This is a genomic window from Chromobacterium alkanivorans, from assembly GCF_016937655.1.
GTDB classification, from domain to species: Bacteria; Pseudomonadota; Gammaproteobacteria; order Burkholderiales; family Chromobacteriaceae; genus Chromobacterium; species Chromobacterium alkanivorans.
The window spans coordinates 210,825-233,740 of record NZ_JAFHKL010000005.1; the positions used below are offsets into that span (position 1 = coordinate 210,825).

The 22,916-nt window shown below is 65.0% G+C and carries 18 protein-coding genes; 12 read left to right on the forward strand and 6 right to left on the reverse strand.

Annotated features, from left to right (window positions below):
- Nucleotides 1-312 precede the first annotated feature (312 nt).
- The gene (locus tag JW897_RS11025; protein ID WP_205466095.1) at nt 313-2,364 is read right to left on the reverse strand and encodes a site-specific recombinase; all 2,052 of its coding nucleotides are present in this window, start codon (nt 2,362-2,364) and stop codon (nt 313-315) included.
- 224 nt (nt 2,365-2,588) lie between these two features.
- On the opposite strand from JW897_RS11025, the gene JW897_RS11030 reads away from it, so the two are divergent.
- The 3 genes from JW897_RS11030 to JW897_RS11040 are packed head-to-tail and all read left to right on the forward strand — an operon-like array spanning nt 2,589 to nt 4,536.
- Nucleotides 2,589-3,173: a TetR/AcrR family transcriptional regulator gene (locus JW897_RS11030; RefSeq protein WP_205466096.1), complete on the forward strand. Its 585-nt coding sequence runs from the start codon at nt 2,589-2,591 to the stop codon at nt 3,171-3,173.
- Between the two features lie 56 nt (nt 3,174-3,229).
- Nucleotides 3,230-3,724, forward strand: a complete 495-nt coding sequence (locus JW897_RS11035; RefSeq protein ID WP_227108215.1) for a DUF4442 domain-containing protein — start codon at nt 3,230-3,232, stop codon at nt 3,722-3,724.
- A complete protein-coding gene (locus JW897_RS11040; protein ID WP_205466097.1) occupies nt 3,721-4,536 on the forward strand; it encodes a crotonase/enoyl-CoA hydratase family protein in 816 nt (271 codons plus the stop codon). Before JW897_RS11035 ends, JW897_RS11040 begins: the two co-directional genes overlap by 4 nt.
- A 154-nt stretch (nt 4,537-4,690) precedes the next feature.
- Here JW897_RS11040 and JW897_RS11045 read toward each other — a convergent pair whose 3' ends face one another.
- The 5 genes from JW897_RS11045 to JW897_RS11065 form a co-directional block, all read right to left on the reverse strand.
- Complete coding sequence (locus tag JW897_RS11045) at nt 4,691-5,914, reverse strand: branched-chain amino acid ABC transporter substrate-binding protein (RefSeq protein ID WP_048414733.1); 1,224 nt, start codon at nt 5,912-5,914, stop codon at nt 4,691-4,693.
- Between the two features lie 279 nt (nt 5,915-6,193).
- On the reverse strand, nt 6,194-7,282 hold the full coding sequence (gene hemH, locus JW897_RS11050) for a ferrochelatase (RefSeq protein ID WP_205466098.1): 1,089 nt from the start codon (nt 7,280-7,282) through the stop codon (nt 6,194-6,196).
- Between the two features lie 62 nt (nt 7,283-7,344).
- On the reverse strand, nt 7,345-9,642 hold the full coding sequence (locus JW897_RS11055; RefSeq protein WP_205466099.1) for a DNA translocase FtsK: 2,298 nt from the start codon (nt 9,640-9,642) through the stop codon (nt 7,345-7,347).
- Nucleotides 9,643-9,758: 116 nt separating this feature from the next.
- Nucleotides 9,759-10,856, reverse strand: a complete 1,098-nt coding sequence (locus tag JW897_RS11060) for an anhydro-N-acetylmuramic acid kinase (protein WP_205466100.1) — start codon at nt 10,854-10,856, stop codon at nt 9,759-9,761.
- The gene (locus JW897_RS11065; protein WP_205466101.1) at nt 10,856-12,190 is read right to left on the reverse strand and encodes a M23 family metallopeptidase; all 1,335 of its coding nucleotides are present in this window, start codon (nt 12,188-12,190) and stop codon (nt 10,856-10,858) included. The genes JW897_RS11060 and JW897_RS11065 overlap by 1 nt, the downstream gene beginning before the upstream one ends.
- Nucleotides 12,191-12,429: 239 nt before the next feature.
- On the opposite strand from JW897_RS11065, the gene JW897_RS11070 reads away from it, so the two are divergent.
- The 9 genes from JW897_RS11070 (at nt 12,430) to JW897_RS11110 (ending at nt 22,705) form a co-directional block, all read left to right on the forward strand.
- Nucleotides 12,430-13,437: a hypothetical protein gene (locus JW897_RS11070; RefSeq protein WP_205466102.1), complete on the forward strand. Its 1,008-nt coding sequence runs from the start codon at nt 12,430-12,432 to the stop codon at nt 13,435-13,437.
- Nucleotides 13,438-13,443: 6 nt separating this feature from the next.
- The gene (gene recJ / locus JW897_RS11075; protein ID WP_205466103.1) at nt 13,444-15,132 is read left to right on the forward strand and encodes a single-stranded-DNA-specific exonuclease RecJ; all 1,689 of its coding nucleotides are present in this window, start codon (nt 13,444-13,446) and stop codon (nt 15,130-15,132) included.
- Nucleotides 15,129-15,686, forward strand: coding sequence for an AAA family ATPase (locus JW897_RS11080; protein WP_338030566.1), 558 nt, complete (start codon nt 15,129-15,131; stop codon nt 15,684-15,686). The genes recJ and JW897_RS11080 overlap by 4 nt, the downstream gene beginning before the upstream one ends.
- Nucleotides 15,687-15,715: 29 nt before the next feature.
- A complete protein-coding gene (locus tag JW897_RS11085; protein WP_205466104.1) occupies nt 15,716-17,278 on the forward strand; it encodes a DNA recombination protein RmuC in 1,563 nt (520 codons plus the stop codon).
- A 134-nt stretch (nt 17,279-17,412) separates the two neighbouring features.
- Nucleotides 17,413-20,124, forward strand: a complete 2,712-nt coding sequence (gyrA, locus tag JW897_RS11090) for a DNA gyrase subunit A (protein ID WP_205466105.1) — start codon at nt 17,413-17,415, stop codon at nt 20,122-20,124.
- On the forward strand, nt 20,121-20,588 hold the full coding sequence (locus tag JW897_RS11095) for a PaaI family thioesterase (RefSeq protein ID WP_048414724.1): 468 nt from the start codon (nt 20,121-20,123) through the stop codon (nt 20,586-20,588). Before gyrA ends, JW897_RS11095 begins: the two co-directional genes overlap by 4 nt.
- Nucleotides 20,585-21,025, forward strand: a complete 441-nt coding sequence (locus JW897_RS11100) for a PaaI family thioesterase (protein WP_048414723.1) — start codon at nt 20,585-20,587, stop codon at nt 21,023-21,025. The genes JW897_RS11095 and JW897_RS11100 overlap by 4 nt, the downstream gene beginning before the upstream one ends.
- A 104-nt stretch (nt 21,026-21,129) precedes the next feature.
- The gene (serC, locus tag JW897_RS11105) at nt 21,130-22,218 is read left to right on the forward strand and encodes a 3-phosphoserine/phosphohydroxythreonine transaminase (protein WP_205466106.1); all 1,089 of its coding nucleotides are present in this window, start codon (nt 21,130-21,132) and stop codon (nt 22,216-22,218) included.
- Nucleotides 22,219-22,357: 139 nt separating this feature from the next.
- Nucleotides 22,358-22,705, forward strand: a complete 348-nt coding sequence (locus JW897_RS11110; RefSeq protein ID WP_205466107.1) for an MliC family protein — start codon at nt 22,358-22,360, stop codon at nt 22,703-22,705.
- Nucleotides 22,706-22,916 lie beyond the last annotated feature (211 nt).

Genomic DNA, 22,916 nt, shown 5'->3' on the forward strand with positions numbered 1-22,916 from the left:
GTCGCTAACATAAGCCCTCATCCTGCGTTGCGCCTCCTTGTCGTGCCACAGGCATTGCCTGCGTCGGCGCGCCTTGGCTTGGGGACGCTGCGCAGTTTTGTTGGCGGCTCTAAGTCCTTCATCGGCAATAACGCGGGCGGCGCCGGGCGGTTGACGGCCCGGCGTTGTCTTAGAGCCTGTGTACGATCTCGCGAGCAAGAGCGAGACAAGGCGAAAACGGCTGAGAAAGCGGAATGTACTCGTGGTACATGAGCATTTCGAAGCGGGTTTCAACGCCGTATCGCCGAGGCGCAGCAGATCGTAAACAGGTTCTTAAGAGTGGTTCTTGACCTCGCCGGCGTCGCCGTCCGCGGCGGCCGTCTCCTGGACGGGGGCCTTGGGCGGCAGGAAGAAGGACAGCGGCGCGCCGAGGAAGCGTTTGAACAGCATGGGCACCAGCGGCCACAGCAGACTGCCGGACAGCTTGCGCGAGCGCAGCGCCACCCACAGGGCCAGCGAGAAGCTGACCGCCAGGTTGGTCAGGCCGATCAGCGCCACGCCGGCGCAGCCGAGCAACACCGTGGCCAGGGGCAGTTGAAAGTCCTGCGCCACGGTGGCGAAGGCCAGGTTGGCGGCGGAGAAGGTGATGTGGCGGATGTCGATGGGCAGGCCGAGGATGAAGCCTATGGTGCCGGTCAGGCCCAGGAACATGCCGAAGTAGAAATTGCCGGCCAGCGCGCCCAGATTGTGTTCGATATAGCTGCCCAGTTTCCAGGCGCGGTGCTCGCCCAGCAGCCGCTTCAGCCCGGCGTGGGAGGCGATGCGTTCAGGGATGCGGCGGTAGATCGCCTTGTTGTCGTAATAGCCTGCGATCAGGCCGGACAGGAACAGGAACACCCCCGCGATGGCGGCGTGGGGCAGCGCCAGGCTGTGGATGGGGTCGATGTCGTGCAGCAGGCGCTGCGCCTTGGCCACGTCCACCACCGGCGCGCCGAAGGCGGCCTGCCAGGCGAAGGCGATCAGGCCGGCGGTGGGGATGGCCAGCAGCACGTTGCCGAGGATGGCGACGAACTGGGTGCGCATCACTTTGACCACCAGGTCGGCCAGGTCCTCCAGCTGTTTCTTGTGGCCGTTGTTTTCATGCAGCACCGCGGCGATGCGCGCGGCGGTCATCGCCGGCTGCTTGGTGGCGATGGTCAGGTGCAGGATCTGCACGATGATGAAGCCGATGGCGTAGTTGAGGCCGAAGGCGATGCCTTCCCACAGCGGCGGCAGGTGGCCGCGGCTGAGCATCAGCTTGATCAGCGCCATGAAGCCGACGATCAGGCCGGCGCCCATCGCCGCCTTGGCCATCGCGGACCATTCCTTGCGGCTTTCCGCGATGTAGTGCTCGCCGTGGCGGCCGGCGTGCTCGGTGACTTGCAGCGCCAGCAGCTCCACATTGGACTTGAACAGGTCGCGCAGGCTGTATTTGCGGTTTTCGGCGCGGGCGAAGGTGACGATGAGCTGAAACAAATGCGGCTGCGAGGCCGGGTCGTGCTCCGGGTCCAGAATGGCCAGCAGCGCGCGGATGCGGGCGATGCTCTGCGCCAGCCGCAGGCCGTGGTAGGTGAGGTTGACCGAGATGCCGAAGCGGCGCGCGTTCTTGCGCACCTTGTTGAGAATGCTCTCGCACTGGTCCAGCAGCACCAGCACGTGCTTGTCGTCCTCGGCGCGCGGCAGGCCTTCCACCAGATCGCGGCGGTAGCCGTCGACATAGCGCTGCACTTCGGCGTTCAGATTGAGAAACGGCGATTCGAAGCGCTCGATGTCCGGGTTGATGCGCACCAGCTCGGGTTCCAGGCCGATGGCGGTGATCTGAGCCGACAGCACTTGCACCGATTCCAGCAATTGCAGCCGGGTCTGCTGCCAGCCGTCGGCGTTGTCGTTCTCCTGCCAGGCCATCGCCCGCCACAGCGCGTGCCAGGTGGCGTCGGGAATCGCCGCCAGCCAGACGTAGTCCTGCTTCCAGCTGAACAGCCGGCTGAAGCGGTCCTGCAGCGAGTCCGCCTTGTAGGGCATGGGCAGGATGCGCTCGCCGACGCGGCGCAGCAAGGTGGAGCCGAAGCCTTCGTTGGCCAGGATGCCGCATTCGGTGTACAGCGGGATCTGCCGGGTTTCGGTCAGCAATTGCAGCAGCGCCTTGCGCAAGGCCGCGCGGTAGTCGGAATGATGCTCCAGCAGATAGGACAGCGCTTGCAGGTTGACGACCGCTTGTTGCGGCTTGCCGGCGTCGTCGGGGCGCAGGCACTGCAGCAGGGCGGACAGGGCGTCGAGCTGGGCCGGCGCTTGGCTGATCTGGCGCAAGGCCTGTTCCAGGCTGGGGGACTGAATGTTTTCGCTCATCTAGGGTGCTGGTTTGGGTGCAAGTGGGTGGCGGGGGGCTCGATTCCGGCCTTCTGATCTTAATGGTAGGCGCAAGCGGCCTGATTTTCCGGCGCGGGCGGACGGCTGGCGGCGCGTGGAATCGGCAACGGGGATTAGAGATGGGGACGATTGATTCAGTTTCCAGCTTTGCTTGCAAAATCGCGCAATTGACACCTTACTGACCAGTAAGTAGAGTGCTTCGCATGACTCAAGGCTCCGACCCCAAGACCGACACCCGCAAGCGCATTCTGGACATCGCCGAGCAACTGCTGCTCAGCCGGGGCTTCAACGCTTTCAGCTACCAGCACATCAGCTCGGAGCTGGGCGTGCGCAACGCCGCCATTCATTATCATTTCCCCAAGAAAAGCGATCTGGGCGTGGCCTTGATCCAGCGTTACCGCCGGCGTTTCCAACGCTTCATCGACCAGCAGGCGGCGCTGGACCCCGGCGCGCAGCTGGAGGCGTATTTCGGTTTGAGCGACAGCTATTACCGGCAGCACCGGCAGATCTGCCCCAGCGGCATTCTCAGCACCGAGTTTCTGACGCTGCCGGAGGAGATGCAGCGCGAGGCGGCGGCCTTCATCGACGAGATGCGGCTGTGGGCGGTGGACATCACCCGGCGCGGCGCGGCCTGCGGCCAGATGCGCTACGCCGGCACGCCGGAGGCCATCGGCATGATGCTGTTTTCCGCGCTGCAAGGCGCTTTGCAGCTGGCGCGCATCGACGACGGCGCGCTGGACACCATCAAGCGGCAGGTGCGCGCGGTATTGGGCTTGCCCGGGCATTGAGTGCCGGAATCACGACAACAACAGAGGGGCGCTACATGGAGTACAAGAAAAACAGCATGAGCCGCATTGCCGACAAAGTGGGCAAGTTGCCGGCGGGGATGCGCAGCACGGTATTGAGCATGATGTTCGGCAAGATCGTGCCGTTTCTGTCCACCGCCGGCCTGCGTTTCGAGGAGGTGGGCCATCAGCGCTTGACGGTGTCCATCCGCAACCGCAAAAAGGTGCAGAACCACATTCGCGGCGTGCACGCCGCGGCGATGGCCCTGCTGGCGGAAACGTCTACCGGCTTCGTCGTCGGCATGAATATGCCGGACGACAAACTGATGCTGCTCAAGTCGATGAAGGTCAACTACGTGCGCCGCTCGCAGGGCGATATGCGCGCGGTGGCCAGCCTGAACGCCGAGCAGATCCAACTGATGCACGATACGGAAAAGGGCGAGGTGCTGGTGCCGGTGCTGGTCACCGACGAATCCGGCGAATCTCCGATCGAATGTGAAATGCTGTGGGCGTGGATTCCCAAGAAGCGCCCGGAACAGGGAGCGGCGGCATGATCAATCTGGAAACGATGCGCGTAGAACTGAACCAGCACGTGGCGCTGATCCGCCTCAATCGCGCGGACAAGGCCAATGCGCTGAACTGGCAGATGTGGCAGGACTTGCGCGCGGCCTTCGAGTGGCTGGACGATGCTCCGGAGGCGCGCGTGGGCGTGCTGGCCGGCGAGGGCCGCCATTTCTGTTCCGGCATAGACCTGGGCATGCTGATGGGCGTGCAGGCGGAGATCGCCGACGATTGCGAGGCGCGCAAGCGCGAGAAGCTGCGCCGGCTGATCCTGGATCTGCAGGACTGCGTCAACAGCCTGGAGCGCTGCCGCAAGCCGGTGATCGCCGCAGTGCACGGCGCCTGCGTCGGCGGCGGCCTGGACATCGCGCTGGCCGCGGATTTCCGTGTCGCCGCGGCGGACGCGGTGTTCTCGGTGCGCGAGATCGACGTGGGCATGGTGGCCGACGTGGGTTCGCTGCAGCGCTTGCCGCGCGTGGTGGGCGAGGGTCTGGCGCGCGAACTGGCGCTGACCGGCCGCGACGTGGCCGCGGAGGAGGCGCTGGCGATGCGCCTGGTCAACCGCGTGCTGCCGGACGCCGACGCCGCGCTGGAGTCTGCGCTGGAGTCGGCGCGGCTGATCGCCGCCAAGTCGCCGCTGTCGATGCGCGGCTGCAAGGACGTGCTCAACTACAGCCGCGACCACTCGGTGGCGGACGGCCTTAATTATGTGGCGACCTGGAACGCGGCGATGCTGATCTCCGAGGACATCCAGAAGGCCGGCATGGCGATCCTGACCGGCCACGCGGCGCAGTTTCGCGACTGAGCGCGGCTCGTCCGTCGTCCCCTCAATGGCGCCTCAGGGCGCCATTGTTCTTGGCGGCGGCGCCAAGTCCGCCGCGCGGCCTTGAACAGGCCCGGCGGTGGGCAAAGAAAAAGAGGCGCGGAGCGCCTCTTCGGGGTTTAGCGGTTTGACGGGCTTACTGGGCGGCGCTGGCGGCCGGCGCGGCGGCGGCTTCGCCGCCGACGGTGGACACCACTTCCCACTTGCCGCCCTTGACCTGGTACACGGTGACCGCGCCGTTCTTGATGTCGCCCTTGTCGTCAAAGGCGATCTTGCCGGTCACGCCGGTGTAGCCGGTCTTGCCCACTTCGGCCAGATAGGTTTTGGGGTCGGTGGACTTGGCGCGCTTCATCGCGTCCACCAGCACCATCACCGCGTCGTATTCATACGGCGCGTAGATCTGCACCTCGGTGTTGAACTGCTTCTTGAACTTGTCGTTGAAGGCGGCGAAGCCCGGCATCTTGTCGCGCGGCACGCCGCAGCTGGACGCGTACTGGCCGTCGGAGGCCTCGCCGGCCAGCTTGATGAATTCCGGCGTTTGCCAGCCGTCGCCGCCCATCAGCTTGGCCTTGAGGCCCAGGCGCTGCATCTGCTTGGCCAGCGGGCCGGCTTGCGCGTCCATGCCGCCGTAGAAGATCAGGTCCGGCTTGCTGGCCTTGATCGAGGTCAGGATGGCGTTGAAGTCGGTGGCGGTGTTGGTGGTGAACTCGCGTTTCACCACTTCGGCGCCCTTGCCCTTGACCGCGGCCTCGAACTGATCGGCCAGGCCCTGGCCGTAGGCGGTGCGGTCGTCGATGATGGCGATCTTCTTGGCTTTCAGGCCGACAGCGGCGAATTCGCCCAGCGCGCGGCCCTGCTGCACGTCGTTGGCGATCACGCGGAAGGTGGTCTTGAAGCCTTGCTTGGTGTAGTCCGGGTTGGTGGCGGACGGGGAGATCTGCGGAATGCCGGCGTCGGAGTAAATCTTGGACGCGGGGATGGTGGTGCCGGAGTTCAGGTGGCCCACCACGCCGGCCACGCCGGCGTCAACCAGGCGCTGCGCCACTTGGGTGCCGATCTTCGGGTCGCCCTGGTCGTCTTCCGACACCAGTTCGAATTTGAGCTTCTTGCCGCCGATTTCCACGCCGGCGGCGTTCAAATCGGCGATGGCCAGCTTGGCGCCGTATTCGTTGTCCTTGCCCAGATGGGAAATCGGACCGGACATCGGCGATACCTGGCCGATCTTGACGACGGCGCCGTCGCCTGCGGCTTGAGCCGGGGCCGAAGCCGCCTGGTTGGCGGCCGGTTGCTCTTGCTTGCCGCAGGCGGCCAGGGTCATGGCGGCAGCGGCAATGACGCTGAGGCGGACATATTTGTTCATGTGATGTATCCCCTGATTCTCTATTCTGTAGACTCTAGTCATCTCTTTGTGGCCAACGGTATTTGGTGAAAATGACCATTGGTTGCGTTTGATTATGGGTAGCTGTTTGCGCGAGTGTCAATGTCAAAACCGGGGAGGGGTGCAACTATTTGTAAACTTCTTGGCTAATGGTGTGTCTAAAGCGCAAACGCCACCTGGAATAACTGCCAGGTGGCGCTTCTTGTTTTTCAAGTTTTTGAATTTAAACGACTTGTTCGAATTTTTGCGAGCAGTCCGGTTTCAAGTCTTGGCGCCCAGGGCCTGGGCGCGTTGTTGGCGCAGCGGGGCGTTTTCCTCCGGGGCCTCGCACCATCCCGCCAGATTCTGTTTGATCATAGTCGAGATTGCGTGAATCCATTGCGGATTTTCATTCAAACACGAAATGTATCGATATTCGCCGCCGCCGTGGCTGAGGAAGGTTTCCTTGCCTTCCATCGCGATTTCCTCCAGCGTTTCCAGGCAGTCGGCGATAAAGCCGGGACAGAGAATATCCAGCTTGCCGGTCTTGTCCTTGCCCAACTGGGCCAATACTTCGCTGGTATAAGGCTGCAGCCATTCGGCGCGGCCGAAGCGGCTTTGGAAGCAGACTTGATACTCTTGTTGCGACAAACCCAATTCTTCCGCCAATAAGCGGCCGGTTTTCTGACATTCGCAGTGATAGGGGTCGCCTTTGTCGCGAGTGAAACGCGGCACGCCGTGAAAGCTCATCACCAATTTGTCGCCGCGACCGTGTTGTAGCCAATGCGCGCGCACTTGTTCCGCCAGCGCGCGGATATAGCCGGGGTCGTCGTGGAAATGGCGAACGGTGCGCAACTCCGGCATATTGCGCAGCTTCATCAGCGCGCGGAACACCTGGTCCAGCGCGGTGGCGCTGGAGGAGGCCGCGTATTGCGGATACAGCGGCACCACCAGCAGCCGCTCCACGCCCTGTTCGCGCATGCGGGCGACGACGTTTTCCACCGAGGGCTCGCCGTAGCGCATGGCGAAGTCCACCACCAGATTGCGCAAGCCCATCTCGCCCAGCTGGCCCTTGATCAGCGCCGCCTGTTTGCGGGTGTGGGTGTAGAGCGGCGAGCCGTCCTTTTCCCAGATCGCCGCGTATTTCTTGGCGGACTGTGCGGGGCGGGTGTTCAGGATCACGCCGTTGAGGATCAGCCACCAGAGCGCTCGCGGGATTTCGATCACGCGGCGGTCGGACAGGAATTCTTTCAGATAGGGACGCAGGGCCTTGGCGGTGGGCGCTTGCGGCGTGCCCAGATTCATCAGCAGCACGCCGGTCTTGGGCGCGTAGTCGTGGCGAAAAGGGGGTTCGGGCTTGAAATCCGCCATGCGGGACCTCTTGGTTGGGGCCGGGCGGCGTGACGCCCGGCCGGTTTTCTTGGGGGGGGGTCTTAGTCTTCGCGGGACGGCGCCAGCACTGCGCGGTTGCCGTTGCTTTCCATCGCCGAAACCAGGCCGGCCGATTCCATCTGCTCGATCAGCCGCGCGGCGCGGTTGTAGCCTATGCGCAGATGGCGCTGCACCGAGGAAATCGACGCCTTGCGCGTCTTGAGCACGATGGCGACGGCCTCGTCGTACAGCGGGTCGGCCTCGCCGTCCGTGTCGCCGTCGAGGCCGGAGGACGAACCGTCGTCGCCCTCGCTCTGGCCGGTGAGAATGCCTTCCACGTAATCCGGCCCGCCGGTGCTTTTCAGGAATTCCACCACATGGTGGACCTCCTCGTCGGCGACGAAGGCGCCGTGCACCCGCACCGGGTAGCCGGTGCCCGGCGGCAGATAGAGCATATCGCCCTGGCCGAGCAGGGTTTCCGCGCCCATCTGGTCCAGAATGGTGCGGCTGTCTATCTTGCTGGACACCTGGAAGGCGATCCGCGTGGGGATGTTGGCCTTGATCAGGCCGGTGATCACGTCCACCGACGGCCGCTGGGTGGCCAGGATCAGATGGATGCCGGCGGCGCGCGCCTTCTGCGCCAGGCGCGCGATCAATTCCTCTATCTTCTTGCCGGCCACCATCATCAGGTCGGCCAGCTCGTCTATCACCACCACGATCAGCGGCAGGGTGTCCAGCGGCTCCGGCGTTTCCGGCGACAGGCTGAACGGGTTGGGAATTTTCTCGCCGGCCTTGTCCGCGTCCTTGATCTTCTGGTTGAAGCCGGCCAGGTTGCGCACGCCCAGCTTGGACATCAGCTTGTAGCGCCGCTCCATCTCCGCCACGCACCAGTTGAGCGCGTTGGCGGCCTGTTTCATGTCGGTGACCACCGGGGCCAGCAGGTGCGGGATGCCTTCGTAGATCGACAGCTCCAGCATCTTGGGGTCGACCATGATCAGTCGCACTTCCTTGGGCGTGGACTTGTACAGCAGCGACAGGATCATCGCGTTGATGGCCACCGATTTGCCGGAGCCGGTGGTGCCGGCCACCAGCACGTGCGGCATCTTGGCGAGGTCGGCGGACACCGGCTGGCCGGCGATGTCCTTGCCCAGCGCCATGGTCAGCTTGGAGGCCATGTTCTGGTAGCCGTCGGAGCCGACGATCTCCGACAGTCGCACGATCTGGCGTTTGGGATTGGGCAGTTCCAGGCCCATATAGGTCTTGCCGGGAATGGTTTCCACCACGCGGATGGAGACCAGGGACAGCGCGCGCGCCAGGTCCTTCATCAGGTTGACCACCTGGGCGCCCTTGACGCCGACCGCCGGTTCCACCTCGTAGCGGGTGATCACCGGGCCGGGATAGGCAGCCACCACTTTGACGTCGACGCCGAAGTCGGCCAGCTTGCGCTCGATCAGCCGCGAGGTGTATTCCACGGTGTCCTGCGACACCGGCTCCTGCTGTTCCTTGGGCGCTTCCAGCAGGGTCAGACCGGGCAGCGCGCCGTCCTTGGGGTCGGCGAACAAGGATTGCTGCACCGGCTTCTGCGCCTTGGTGGACAGCGGCACGTCCAATACCGGCGGTTCGATGCGCAGCGGGATTTTCTCTTCGTTCTTCTTTTTCTCGGTGGTGATCTTGGCTTCGCGCTTCTGCGCGATTTCCTTGCCGATTTCGCGATCTTTGCGCGCCTGCCAGCTATGCCACAGTTTCAAGGCGCCGTCTTCCAGCGCGCCGCCCAGTCTCTCCATGATGTCGAGCCAGGACAGGCCGGTGAACAGGGAGAAGCCGATGGCGGCCAGCACGCTGAGCAACAGGTAGGCGCCGGACAGGCCCAGGCCGTGGGCGATGCCGAGGCCGATGAAATGGCCCAGCATGCCGCCGGCGGACAGCGGCAGGTTCAGCGCTTTTTCCGCCAGGATGATGGCTTCTATGCTGGCGCTGGAAAACAGCAGCAGCAGAAAGCCGCCGATGGCGGCGACGGTGATAGGGTTGAGCTTGAAGCCCAGGGTTTCCATCCGCTGATAGCCCCAGGCGATGGCCACCAGGCAGAACACCACCAGCCACCAGGCGGACAGGCCAAATACGTAGAGCAGCATGTCGGACAGCCAGGCGCCGAAAGCGCCGCCGTAGTTGCGCACCGTGGGGTCGGAAGAACTGTGGGACCAGGAGGGGTCGAGCGGGGAGTAGCTGGCCAGCACCAGCACCAGATAGACGGCCAGCACGGCCATCAGCAGCCACCACGCCTCGCGCAGCAGCGAGGCCAGCTGCGGCGGCAACGGCGTCTGGCTGTTTTTGACTACGGCTTTGCGCTTGAAAAGTCGCATTTTTCTCTTGTTCGGCTATGACTGTCGCTGATTATAGCCTGACACGCCCGGTTTAAGCGTGTCGGAATGTATTCAGCTTTGCTGACAAGACTTGATGGCGTTCCCTGTTGAAACGCCTAGCGGGGGTAGAGCGCGCCGAGCACGCGCCCGCCGGCGGCGCCGGTCACTTCCGGCAGGTTGCCGGCCAGGCGGCGCAGGAAGCGCCAGCCCAGCCAGGCGAAGGCGGCGGCTTCCACCTGGTGTTCGGGCAGGCCCAGCGCGGCGGTGCCGGCGATGTCTTGCTCCGGCAGCAGCGCGGCCAGCCGGCGCATCAGCGCGCCGTTGCGCGCGCCGCCGCCGCAGACGAAGACGGTCTGATTGGTCGGGCAGTGCAGGGCGATGGCCTGGGCGACGCTGCGCGCGCTCAATTCCAGCAGCGTGGCCTGCACGTCGACGGCGGGCACGTGGCGGCCCAGCAGCTTTTGTTCCAGCCAGGGCAGGTCGAACAGATCGCGGCCGGTGCTCTTGGGCGGCGGCTGACGGAAGAAGGGCTCGTCCAGCAGCGCCTGCAGCAGCGAGGCCTCCACCGCGCCCTGGGCCGCCCATTGGCCGTCGGCGTCGTAGGGCTGGCCCTGGTGGCGAAGGCACCAGGCGTCCATCAGCATATTGCCGGGGCCGCAGTCGAAGCCGACCACCGCCTGGCCGGGGTGCAGCCGGGTCAGATTGCTGATGCCGCCTAGGTTCAGGATCACGCGGTTTTGCGTCGGCGAGCCGAACACCGCCTGATGGAAGGCCGGCACCAGCGGCGCGCCCTGGCCGCCGGCGGCGAGGTCGCGGCTGCGGAAGTCGGCGATCACGTCGATGCCGCTCAGCTCGGCCAGGCGGGCCATATTGCCGATCTGCCAGGTATAGCCTGCGTCCGGCGCGTGGCGTATGGTCTGGCCGTGGCTGGCGACGGCGGCGATGTCGGCCGGCTTCAGTCCTTGCGCGGCCAGCAGGCCGTTGACCGCCTGGGCGTAGAGTTCGGCCAGTTCATTGGCCAGCCTGGCGGCGCGGTCCAGTTCGTTGTCGCCGCGGGCTTGCAGCGCCAGCGCCTGTTCGCGCAGCCGCGGCGGGTAGGCGACGAAATGGTCGGCCTCGACGCTGGGCGCGCCCTGTTCGTCGAAGCGCACCAGCACGGCGTCGACGCCGTCCAGGCTGGTGCCGGACATCAGTCCGATCAAGCGTTTATTCATCAGTCTAGCAATGCGATATTGGTGGGCAGTTCGCGCAGCAGTTTCAGGTGCGCGGTCAGCGATTGGTTGCCGGATTTGAATTCGGCCAGCTGGGTGGCGCTCAGGCCCGGCGTCGGCAGCGCGTTCGTAGCCGGGTCCACCGCCTGGCCGTTGATCCGCACTTCAAAGTGCAGATGCGGGCCGGTGGAGCGGCCGGTGCTGCCGACATAGCCTATCACTTCGCCGGCCTTGACGCTCTTGCCGGCGCGCGCGCCTTGGGCGAAGCGGCTCATGTGCGCGTACAGCGTGGTCATTTTCTGATTGTGGCGGATTTCCACCATATTGCCATAGCCGTTCTGGCGTTCCACCTTGACCATGGTGCCGTCGGCCGGGGCGATGATGGGGGTGCCGGTGGCGGCGGCGTAGTCCACGCCGGAGTGCAGGCGCAGCGAGCGCAGTATCGGATGCTTGCGGAAGCCGAAGCCGGAACTGATGCGGGCGTTGGCCACCGGCTGGTGGCTGAAGCCCTGCTTGATCGGCTTGCCCAGCGCGTCGTAATAGGCGCCGGATTCGCTGTCGTGGGCGAAGTAGAAGGCCTGGTGCAGCTTGCCGGAGCGCTGGATTTCCACCCCCAGCAGGTTGCCGGCGGCGATGGGGGCGCCGTTGTAGAGCAGGGTCTCGTACACCAGATTGATGCGGTCGCCCTTGCCCAGCGAGTTGATGTTGAACTGGTCGGCGAAGATTTCCGACAGCTGGGCGCGGATGTCGCGCGGCACCTGGGCCTTGGCCAGCGTGGCGCCTACCGAGCGGGTGATCAGCAGCGAGCGCACCGTCTGCACCGCCTCGGTGGCGATCGGGTCGGCGCTGGCCTGCCATTCGCCGTTGACCTTTTCGACGGCCACCAGCACTTGTTCGCCGTTCTCGTCGTCATTGAGAAAACGCAGGCCGAACAATTCGCCCAAGTCGTTGGTCTGCACCGACAGCGTGGCGCCGGTCTTCAACTTGAGCAAGTCCTTGGACAGCGGGCTGGAGTGCAGGAAGCGGTTGGCCTCGCTGTCGCGGATGCCCAGCCGATTCAGCACGCGGGCGATGGTGTCGCCGCGCTGGATCGCCTCGTCGCGCCAGTAACGGGTGCCGCTTTCGCTGAAGCTGAAGGCGGGCAGGCTCAATCGTTCGGTGACTTCTTTTTGCTGGATGTCCGGGGCGGCGGGTTGGGCGCCGTTCTGAGCCACGGCGAAGGCGGTGGCCATGCCGAACAAGGGCAGGGAGGCGGCCGCGCCGATCAAGCTCAGATGGTGGTTCATCAGCTTGTGGAAGCATTTTTGCGGGATATGTAGCAGTTTGCGATAATCCATCGTTCACTATAAAAGGCTGGCCATGGGCCAACCTTTGTAAATTCCGTATTTGCCAATCACAGGCCTTGCGGCCGCGTCTCAACATTTGGGGAGCTTGCGCGGCATAAGTTCCTGTGCAAACTGTAAATTATAGCCGCGATTCCGGATGCTATCCGCCTGATTTCGCCCGGCGCCCATGCCAGGGCGTTTTTGCAAGGCTTTGATATTACTTCGATCTCGTCATCCATGTGTAGCGATAAATGAAATTGACATTGTTGTTGCCCGGTCTGCTCTGGCTGGACGGCCACGACGGCGCCGATGTGTGCAAGGGCCTGCAGCTTCCCGCGCTGCAGCGCCTGCTGGGCCAGGGCGAGCGCGCCGCCAAACCGGCGACGCTGAGCGAACTTTTGACCGCGCCGTGGCGCGGCACCGCGGCGGGCCTGGCGCGCTTGCGGGCGCGCGCCGCCGGCTTGCCGGCGGAACGGGGCGACTGGCTGCTGGCCGATCCGGTGCATGTGCGCGTGGACCGCGACCGCGCCTTGCTGGCCGATATCGGCGTGATGAGCTTGAGCCAGGCCGAGGCCGAAACCCTGGCCGACGCGGCTAACCGCCATTTCGCCGACGACGGCTGGCGCATCCATCCGCTGGAGCCCGGGCGCTGGCTGCTGCAGCTGGACGCGCCGGCCGCCGCCAGCTTCAGCCCGCTGCCGGACGTGGTGGGCGAGGACATCAACGAGCACTTGCCGCAGGGCGAGCGCAGCCTGGACTGGAGCCGGCTGCTGAATGAATTGCAGATGCTGCTGTACGCGCATCCGCTGAACGACGAGCGCGAGGCGCGCGGCGAGCTCGGCGTCAACAGCCTGTGGCTGTGGGGCGGCGGCGTGGAGCCGGGCTGGCGCGCGCCGGCGGAGCAGGTGTTCGCCGACGAGGACTGGCTGGGCTGGATCGCAGCCGAGGCCGGCGAGCCCTGCCTGCCGGCGCCTTACGACTTCGCCGGCTTCATCGACCAGGCCGGCGGGCGCGACAGCTTGCTGGCGCTGGACGCCTTGCAGGCGGCGGCGCAGTACCGCGACGCCTGGGGCTGGCGCGAAACCTTGCCGCGGCTGGAGCGCGATTGGTTCGCGCCCCTGCTGCAGGCCTTGCGCCAGGGCCGGATCGACAGCCTGGCCTTGCGCGCTCACGGCCCCGGCGGGCTGGAATTGAAGGTGAGCCGCAACGACCTGTGGAAATTCTGGAAGCGGCCGCTGCCGTTGTCCGCCTTGTATTGAGAAAACATGTCCCAAATCGTTTCCCGAAGCATTCCCGCCGACACTCACGAACAATTGCTGCGCCAGGGCCTGAGCCCGCTGATGGCGCGGCTGTACGCCGCGCGCGGCATCTGCGACTGCGCCGAGCTGGATTACGGCCTCAAGGCGCTGCTGCCTTATCAGAGCCTGAAAAACATCCTGCCGATGGCGAACCGGCTGGCCGACGCCATCGCCGATAAGCAGCGCCTGCTGGTGGTGGCCGATTACGACGCCGACGGCGCCACCGCCTGCGCGGTGGCGGTCAAGGGCTTGTCCATGCTGGGCGCGCGCGTCGACTTCATCGTGCCCAACCGCTTCGAGTACGGCTACGGCTTGACCCCGGAGATCGTGGAGCTGGCCGCGCGTCAGAGCCCGGACATCATCGTCACCGTCGACAACGGCATCGCCAGCGTGGACGGCGTGCTCGCCGCCAAGGCGCGCGGCATCGAGGTGCTGGTCACCGACCACCACCTGCCCGGCGACGTGTTGCCGGAGGCGCTGATCGTCAATCCCAATCAACCCGGCTGCGAATTCCCGTCCAAGAATCTGGCCGGCGTCGGCGTGATGTTCTACGTGCTGCTGGCGCTGCGCGCCGAAATGCGCCGGCGCGGCGTGTTCGACGAGCGCGGCCAGCCCAATCTGGGCGAACTGCTGGACTACGTGGCGCTGGGCACGGTGGCCGACGTGGTGCGGCTGGACCAGAACAACCGCACTCTGGTGGAAAACGGCCTCAAGCGCATGCGCGCCGGCCGCATGGTGCCGGGCATCGCCGCCTTGTTCCGCGTCGCCGGTCGCGCCCATTACAAGGCCAACACCTTCGACCTGGGCTTCACGCTGGGTCCGCGGCTGAACGCCGCCGGGCGGTTGGACGACATGAGCCTGGGCATCGCCTGCCTGCTGGCGGGCAATGAAGAGCAGGCCATGCGGCTGGCGCAGCAGCTGGATCAGCTCAACCGCGAGCGGCGCAGCATCGAACACGGCATGCAGGACGAGGCGCTGGCGGCGCTGTCCGGCATCGACGCCGACAACCGCTACACGCTCAGCCTGTTCCGCGACGATTGGCATCAGGGCGTGGTCGGCATCGTCGCCTCCCGGCTCAAGGAGCGTTTTCACCGGCCGGCCATCGTGTTCGCGCCAGGCGACAACGGCGAGATCAAGGGCTCCGGCCGCTCGATTCCCGGCTTCCATCTGCGCGACGCGCTGGACCTGGTGTTCAAGCGCCATCCCGGCCTGATCCTCAAGTTCGGCGGCCACGCGATGGCGGCCGGCCTGAGCTTGCAACAGACGCGCTTCGACGAATTCCAGCACGCCTTCGAGGCGGTGGCGCGCGAACTGCTGGAAGAGCGCCATCTGACCCGCACCATAGAAACCGACGGCAGCCTGGCGCCGCGCGAATTGAACCTGGCCTTTGCCGAACAGTTGGCGGCCGAGGTGTGGGGCCAGGGCTTCCCGGTGCCTTACTTCCACGACCGTTTCGCGGTGATGAGTCAGCGCGTGGTCGGCGACAAGCACTTGAAGCTGCGGCTGGCGCGCGACGGCGAGGAGTTCGACGCCATGCTGTTCAATCAGGTGGAGTGGCTGCCGGACAACGTCGACGCGGTTTATCAGCTGATCGCCAACGAGTGGCAGGGCCGCAAGGAATTGCAAGTGTATCTGCAGCACTGGGCGGCGGCGTGAGCGGACAGGCGGACGCGCGCCGGCTGGTGCTGACCGGCGGCCCCGGCGCGGGCAAGAGCGCCTTGCTCGAAGCCTTGCGCGCCGCCGGGCATTCGGTGATGGACGAGGCCGGCCGCGCCATCATCCAGGACCAGACGCTGATCGGCGGGCGCGCCTTGCCCTGGGTGGATCCCGGCGCCTTCGCCGAGGCGATGCTGGCCTGGGAGTTGCGCAGCCTGCGGCTGGCGGCGGACCTGCCCGGGCCGGTGTTCTTCGACCGCGGCCTGCCCGACGTGCTGGGCTATCTGGATTTGCTGGGCCTGCCGATTCCCGCCCACATGCAAGCCGCCGCCGAGCGTTTCCCTTACCATCGCCAAGTGTTCTTGCTGCCGCCGTGGCGCGACATTTTCGTTCAGGACCAGGAGCGCAAGCAGAGTTTCGCCGAGGCGGAGCGCACTTGCGAGGCGATGGAGCGGACGTATCGGCGTCTGGCTTATCAAATCATCGAAGTGCCGCCGGCGCCGTTGGCGCAGCGGCTCCGCTTCGTCATCGAACAATCGCTGCCGGGCCGCTGAGAGCGGGCCGGCCCATTTGAGGCTTCACGATGGAAATGTTGGTGATCGGCCTGCTGCTGGGCCTGCTGAGCGCAGGCGCCGCCGCCGTCATGCTGCGCGGCCGTTTCGCGCGGCAGACGGCGGACCAGCGAGCGCAACAGGAGATGCTGCGTCTGCAGCTGGACGAGTGCAGGGAACGGGAGCAGGCCGCGCGCGCGCAATTGCAGCAGCAGGGGCAGCAACTGGGCGACGCTCAGACCCAGTTGGGCGCCTATGTGGCGCGCGCTCAGCGCGTGCCGGAACTGGAACGGCAGGCGCAGGACAGGGAGCGGCAGCTGGATCTGCTGCAAGCAGAGCTGCGGCGCGTCGGCGCGCTGCTGGCCGCCAGCGAAGAGCAGGGCAAGATGCTGGCCGTTCTGCAAGGGCGGACGCAGACCCAGGGCGAGGAGATTACCCGTCTGACCGCGCGAGAACAGGAATTGACGACGCTGCTGGAACAGGAGCGCGGCCAGAACGCGGAAAAACTGGCCTTGCTGGCCGAGGCGCGCGAAAGCATGGCGGGGCAGTTCAAGGCGCTGGCCGGCGACATCCTGGAAGAGAAGGCCAAGCGCTTCACCGAGCAGAATCAGCAGAATCTCGGCCACTTGCTTGGGCCCTTGCAGCAGCGGCTGCAGGATTTCGGCAAGCTGGTGCAGGACAGCTACGAGAAAGACAGCCAGGGGCGCTTGTCGCTGGAGACCGAGCTCAAGCGCCTGCAAGAGCTCAACGTCCGGCTGGGCGACGACGCCATCGCGCTGACCCGGGCGCTGACCGGCGCCAGCAGCAAGGCGCAGGGCTCCTGGGGCGAGATGGTGCTGGAGCGGGTGCTGGAAACCTCCGGCCTGCACAAGGACCGCGAGTACCGGGTGCAGGTGTCCGACGTGGTGGTCGGCGAGGACGGCAACCGCCGCTACCAGCCGGACGTGGTGATAGACCTGCCGGAAGGCAAGCAGCTGGTGGTGGATTCCAAGGTGTCGCTGAACGCCTATGTGCGCTACACCGCCGCTGAGGACGAGGCCGAGCGCGCGGCGGAGATGAAGGCCCACGTGGCGGCCATCCGCAACCACATCCGCACGCTGTCGGAGAAGCGCTACCAGGACTTGTACCGCTTGAACACCCTGGACTTCGTGTTCATGTTCATTCCGGTGGAGCCGGCCTATCTGCTGGCGGTGCAGCAAGACATGAGCTTGTTCAACGAGGCTTTCGAGCGCCGCATCATGATCGTCGGGCCCAGCACCCTGCTGGCGACGCTGCGCACCGTGGCCAGCATCTGGCGTTATGAGTACCAGAACCAGAACGCGCAGGAGATCGCGCGCCAGGGCGGGGCGATGTACGACAAATTCGTCGGCTTCGCCGCCAATCTGGAGAAACTGGGCAAGCAGCTGGACGTGGCGCGCGACAGCTTCGGCGACGCGATGAAGCAGCTGTCCAGCGGTCGCGGCAATCTGGTGGCCAGCGCCGAGCGGCTGCGCAAGCTGGGGGTGCGCAATAACAAGCAATTACAGCAGCATCTTAAACTGGGCGCGGCGGAAGACGAGGGCGCGGAAGGGCCGGAGGAGCCTGCTCCGGACTGACGGAAGTCAGTTGGAGATGACCGTTTCGTGATAGAATACGGGCTGTCATTACCTATGCTGGCCGCCCTGCGGCGGGCGCGTGAATGCACCCGCAATCGCAGGGCGGCCTGTTCATCCTTACGAATCAAGAAACTATGACCGATAACCTGTTCGCCAAGGAAACCATCCCCATCAGCCTCGAAGAGGAGATGCGTCGCTCTTATCTGGATTACGCGATGAGCGTGATCGTGGGCCGCGCCTTGCCTGATGTGCGCGATGGCCTGAAGCCGGTGCACCGTCGGGTGCTGTACGCCATGCACGAGCTGTCCAACGACTGGAACCGCGCGTACAAGAAATCGGCGCGTATCGTTGGCGACGTGATCGGTAAATACCACCCGCACGGCGACAGCGCGGTATACGACACCATCGTGCGCCTGGCGCAGGATTTTTCGCTGCGCTACCCCTTGGTGGACGGTCAGGGCAACTTCGGTTCGGTGGACGGCGACAACGCCGCCGCGATGCGGTACACCGAGATCCGCATGGCGCGCATCGCCCACGAGCTGCTTGCCGACATCGAGAAGGAAACCGTGGACTTCGGTCCCAACTACGACGGTTCCGAGCACGAGCCGCTGATCCTGCCGGCCAAGATCCCCAATCTGTTGATCAACGGTTCTTCCGGCATCGCCGTGGGCATGGCCACCAATATCCCGCCGCACAACCTCAACGAGGTGGTGGACGCCTGCCTGGCCTTGCTGGCCAACAGCGAACTGACCATTGACGAGCTGATCGACATCATCCCGGCGCCGGACTTCCCCACCGCCGGCATCATCTACGGCACCGCCGGCGTCAAGGAAGGCTACCGCACCGGCCGCGGCCGCGTGATCATGCGCGCGCGCGTCCATTTCGAAGACATCGGCAAGGGCGACCGCCAGGCCATCATCGTCGACGAGATTCCGTACCAGGTGAACAAGGCGCGGCTGCTGGAACGCATCGGCGAGCTGGTGCGCGATAAGCAGATCGAAGGCATTTCCGACCTGCGCGACGAGTCCGACAAATCCGGCATGCGCGTGGTGATCGAGCTCAAGCGCGGCGAAATGCCGGAAGTGGTGCTCAACCACCTGTACAAGCTGACCCAGCTGCAGGACAGCTTCGGCATCAATATGGTGGCGCTGGTGGACGGCCAGCCGCGCCTGCTGAACCTGAAGCAGATCCTGGTGGAATTCCTGCGTCACCGCCGCGAAGTGGTGACCCGTCGCACCATCTTCGAACTGCGCAAGGCGCGCGAACGCGGCCACATCCTGGAAGGCCTGGCCGTCGCGCTGTCCAACGTCGACGAAATCATCGCGCTGATCAAGGCGTCGGAAACTCCGCCGCAAGCCAAGATCGCGCTGATGGAGCGCGAATGGCGCTCGCCGCTGGTGGAGGAAATGCTGTCCCGCGTGGATCAGGACAAGGCGCGCCCGGACGGGTTGGCGGAAGAGTTCGGCCTCAAGGCCAACGGCTACCGCCTGTCCGACGCCCAGGCCCAGGCCATCCTGGAAATGCGCCTGCAGCGCCTGACCGGTCTGGAGCAGGACAAGATCGTCGCCGAATACCGCGACATCATGGCGGTGATCCTGGACTTGCTGGACATCCTGGCCAAGCCGGAACGGATCAACCAGATCATCAGCGAAGAACTGACCGCCATCCGCGCCCAGTTCGGCGACGCGCGCCGCTCCGAGATCGAGCCCTTCGGCGGCGACATCAATATCGAGGACCTGATCACCCCGCAGGACATGGTGGTGACCATTTCCCACACCGGCTACATCAAGGCCCAGCCCATCGACGACTACAGCGCCCAGCGCCGCGGCGGTCGCGGCAAGCAGGCGGCGGCCACCAAGGACGACGATTTCATCGACACCCTGTTCGTGGCCAACACCCACGACTTCGTGCTGTGTTTCTCCAGCCGCGGCCGCTGCTACTGGCGCAAGGTCTACGATCTGCCGCAGGGCGGCCGCCAGAGCCGCGGCAAGCCCATGGTCAACGTGCTGCCGCTGGAAGATGGCGAGAAGATCAACGCGCTGCTGCCGGTCAAGGAATTCCGCGACGACCAGTACGTGTTCATGGCCACCGCCGACGGCACCGTGAAGAAGACGCCGCTGCGCGCCTTCTCCAAGCCGCGCGCGGCGGGCATCATCGCCATCAATCTGGACGAGGGCAACTATCTGATCGGCGTGGCGCTGACCTGCGGCAAGAGCGTGGCCGGCCAGGGTGACGAGGATGACGAGGCCATCGTAGAAGAAGACATCGCGGTTGAAGGCGAGCTGATCGAGGACGGCCTGCCGGTCGAGGGCGATCAGGTGATGCTGTTCTCCGACGCCGGCAAATCGGTGCGCTTCAGCGAAAGCCAGGTGCGGCCGATGGGACGCACTTCCCGAGGCGTGCGCGGCATGAAGCTGGGCGAAGGCCAGAAGCTGATCTCCCTGCTGGTGACCAACTCCGAAGACCAGATGGTGCTGACTGCCAGCAACGGCGGTTACGGCAAGCGCACCCGCACCGGCGATTTCCGCCTGACCAGCCGCGGCACCCAGGGCGTGATCGCCATGGACCTGACCGACAAGACCGGCTTCAAGCTGGTGGCCGCCAGCCTGGTGGAGGAAACCGACGACGTGATGCTGATCACCACCGGCGGCGTGCTGATCCGCACCAAGGTGGCGGAAGTGCGCGAAACCGGCCGTTCCGCCCAGGGCGTGCGCCTGATCAATCTGGACGAAGGCGAGCAGCTGATCGGCCTGGAGAAAGTGGCCGAGGGCGATAGCGACGACGACGCGGACGCGCTGGAAGGCGAAGACGGCGTCGAAGCCGCGGACGAGGGCGGCGAGGCATGATTCCGACGCCGGCCAATCCCGAAGTGCTGGAGGCGATGAGCCAGCTTTTCGTCTCCTTTCCGCACTGTCACGCCCTGGGTTTCCAGTACATCGGCACCGAGGGGCGCAGGCCCACCCTGAAAGTGGACTGGCGCGAGGATCTGGTCGGCAATCCGGTCACCGGCATTCTGCACGGCGGGGTGATCACCTCGCTGGTGGACACCTGCAGCGCGGTGGCGGTGACGGCGCATCTGCCGGAGCTGGAAACCATCGCCACGCTGGATCTGCGCATCGATTATCTGAAGGCCGCCACGCCGGGCAAGCCCATCTTCTGCCGGGCGGAATGCTATCGGCTGACCCGCCAGATCGCCTTTACCCGCGCGGTGTGCTACCACGAATCGCCCAGCGATCCGATCGCCCACGGCGTGGCCACCTTCATGCGCGAATCCAGCCGCACGCCGATGCTGCCGGAGGCCGCCGCATGAGCCAGTTCATGGAGCGTTTCAACGCCTTGCGCGATCAAAAAGCTTATGCGCAAATCGTCAACGAGCTGCCCTATAACAAGCTGATGGGGATGGAGCTGGCCGAGGACGAGGCCGGCGAGTTGTTGTTCCTGCTGCCGTTCTCCGAACGCAACGTCGGCAACACCGCCTTGCCGGCCTTGCACGGCGGCCTGATCGGCGGCTTCCTGGAAAGCGCGGCGATGCTGCATCTGATGTGGAACCGCGAATCGCTGGAAACGCCGAAGATCGTCGATTTCTCGCTGGACTACCTGCGCCCCGGCCGCGCGCAAACCCTGTACGCCAAGTGCGAGATCACCAAGCAGGGCAAACGGGTGGCCAATGTGCTGATCGAAGCCTGGCAGGAAGACCGGCGAAAGCCGGTCGCCGTGGCGAGAGCCCACTTCCTGCTCAGCCAGTAAGCTATAACAAAGGCCCGGCGCTTCGCGATCGGGCCTTCGCATATCAAGGCCCGGAGTTCGCCGGCGCGGGTGCCGAGGGCCGTCAACGCAAATAGAGGATGAACATGGCCAAAGTGTACAACTTCTCCGCCGGCCCCGCCGTGCTGCCGCACCAGGTGCTGGCCGAAGCGCAAAGCGAAATGCTGGACTGGCACGGCTCCGGCATGTGCGTGATGGAAATGAGCCATCGCGGCAAGGAGTTCATGGAAATCATCCATGACGCCGAGCACGACTTGCGCGAACTGATGCAGATTCCCGCCAACTACAAGGTGCTGTTCCTGCAGGGCGGCGCCTCGCTGCAATTCTCCCAGGTGCCGCTTAATCTATTGGGCGAGCGCGACAGCGTGGACATCGTCAACACCGGCCACTGGTCCAAGCTGGCGATCAAGGAAGCGCGCCGCTACGCCAAGGTCAATGTGGCGGCCAGCAGCGAGGACCGCAACTTCGCCTACGTGCCGGACGAAGCCGCCTGGCAGCGCGACCCCAAGGCGGCCTATCTGCACTACACCTCCAACGAGACCATAGGCGGCCTGCAATTCCCCTTCGTGCCGCAAAGCCTGCCCGACGTGCCGCTGGTCTGCGACATGTCCTCGGACTTCCTGTCGCGCGAAGTGGACGTCAGCCAGTTCGGCCTGATCTACGCCGGCGCGCAGAAGAACATCGGCCCGTCCGGCCTGGTGGTGTTGATCGTGCGCGAAGACCTGCTGGGCAAGGCGCGCGCCGACCTGCCCACCATGCTCAACTACCAGGTCCACGCCGACGCGGATTCGATGTACAACACGCCGCCCACCTTCCCGATCTACATCTCCGGCCTGGTGTTCAAATGGCTGAAGGAGCAGGGCGGCGTCAAATCCATCGCCACCCGCAACGAGGAAAAGGCCGGCTTGCTCAATCACGTGATCGAGTCCAGCGGCGGCTTCTACCATACCCATATCGACGCGCCGTTCCGCTCGCGAATGAACGTGGTGTTCCGGCTCAAGGATGAGGGCCTGGAAGAGACCTTCCTGCTGGAGGCGCGCAAGAACGGCCTGATTCAGCTGAAGGGGCACCGCGCGGTGGGCGGCATCCGCGCCTCCATCTACAACGCGATGCCGATAGAAGGCGTCAAGTCGCTGGCCAACTTCATGCAGGACTTCGCCCGCATGCACGGCTGAGCCGTTTCCCCCGGCTCGCCGTTCAAGCCCGCCGTCAGGCGGGCTTTTTCATGGCGGAGGCGAACGAAGCCGCCGCGCCGCGGTCTATCCCCGGTCGCCGCCGAATGGCCGGCGGCCGGCAGCCAAGAACAGGAGTGAAATGATGAAATCCGCCGTATTCGCCGTACTGGCCCTGAGCAGCGCGGCCGCGCTGGCCAAACCGCTGACCTTGCCGGAGATCCCGGCCGGACAGCGCCAGATCGTCAACTACGTCTGCGCCGACGGCGCCAAGCTGACGGTCAAGTATTACAACGTCAAGAACGGGCAGAGCTTCGCGGTATTGCCTATCGAGGGCAAGACCATGCTGTTGGCCAATGTGGTGTCCGGCTCCGGCGCCAAATACGCGGCCGAGCAATACAGCTGGTGGACCAAGGGGCCGGAAGGCGCGCTGCGTAACGAGAACAGCGACAAGGCCTTGCTGGACGATTGCAAGGAAAGTCGGCGCTAAGAAGCTGTTTGCGCTCTGCTGCGCCGCGGCGATGCCGTGTTGAAAACCGCTGCGAAATGCTCATGTGCCACTCGTACATTCTGCTTTCTCGGCGGTTTTCGCCTTGTCTCGCTCTGGCTCGCGGGATCGTAAACGCGTTCTAAGACCCGCTAACAACACCCCTGATCCTGCGTTGCGCCTCCTTGTCGTACTACGGGTACTGTAGCTTCGC